This window comes from Odoribacter laneus YIT 12061 (genome assembly GCF_000243215.1).
GTDB classification, from domain to species: domain Bacteria; phylum Bacteroidota; class Bacteroidia; order Bacteroidales; family Marinifilaceae; genus Culturomica; species Culturomica lanea.
This window is the reverse complement of sequence record NZ_JH594604.1, coordinates 1-1,171: the sequence shown is the minus strand read 5'-3', so window position 1 is coordinate 1,171 and position 1,171 is coordinate 1. Positions and strand designations below refer to the sequence as shown.

Genomic DNA, 1,171 nt, shown 5'->3' with positions numbered 1-1,171 from the left:
TGATCGGGGAACATACATTGGAGTTAAAGAAAGAAGGTTGTGCAAGGGCATCTCAGCTTATCAGCGTAGAGGAGGGAAAAGTTTTACCGGTTCATCTGACTTTATCTTCGGGCCGTAGTGTAACCCTTCAGACGGATCGGGAAGGAGATATTTTATATGTAGACGGAAAGCGGATGGGTGTTTCTCCGCAGAAGCTGGAGTTATCGTACGGTGTACATACGATTCGCGCTGAGCGGGGGGAACAGCATACGGAAAAGCAGCTAGAGGTAACGGAAACGGGAGGAGAAAGTGTAGTGACCTTGGGCTTTGGATTATTGTCTCAGATACGCTGGTCCTCTTCGGTAACGCCCAAGCAGAAGGAGATATTGAGTCGTTTGGTTGGGAATATGGTTCAGGTGGAGGGAGGTCGTTTTCAGATGGGAGCGACTTCAGAGCAGGGAAGTGATGCTTACGGTAGTGAGAAATCAGTTCATGAAGTAACGTTAAGTGATTATTATATAGGGAAATATGAGGTGCGGCAATCGGAATGGGAAGCCGTTATGGGTAGTAATCCTTCTTATTTTAAGGGCGATGATTTACCAGTAGAGCGAGTGAGTTGGAAAGATTGTCATAAATTTATTCGGAGATTGAATGCTTTGACGGGTTTAAGTTTTAAATTGCCGACGGAGGCCCAATGGGAGTATGCAGCCCGTGGCGGCCGGTTGAGTAAAGGCTATAAATATTCGGGTAGTAATAATTTGGGAGAAGTCGGTTGGTATTGGGAAAATAGCGGGGATAGGGTATTGACTGGAAAATGGGATTCGAACAAAGTGGTTAAAAATCATTGCCGTACGCATCGGGTAGGTGAAAAACAGCCGAATGAGTTGGGCTTATATGATATGAGTGGTAATGTCTGGGAATGGTGTGAAGACTGGTACGGAAGTTATAGTGTTACTTCTCAGAGAGACCCGTCAGGAGCTACTAGTGGTTCTCTCCGGGTGGACCGGGGCGGGTGCTGGAACTCCGGAGCCATGTTCTGTCGCGTGTCGAATCGTTTCAGCGGCACGCCTGGCATCCGTTACTCCGACCTCGGCTTCCGGTTAGTATGTTAGTTCCCGACCTTCTGGTCTTAAATCGAGCTAAAAAAGAGGGGAGAAGTCGTACGGAGGGTCTCCCGGAAAGGGCGGTTGTC

General features: G+C 48.1%; 1 protein-coding gene. It reads left to right on the top strand.

Translation table 11 applies throughout. The features are described 5' to 3' along the window. The coding region (locus HMPREF9449_RS16030; RefSeq protein WP_050810454.1) for a formylglycine-generating enzyme family protein at positions 1-1,091 on the top strand (1,091 nt) is incomplete at its 5' end. Between the last annotated feature and the right edge of the window lie 80 nt (positions 1,092-1,171).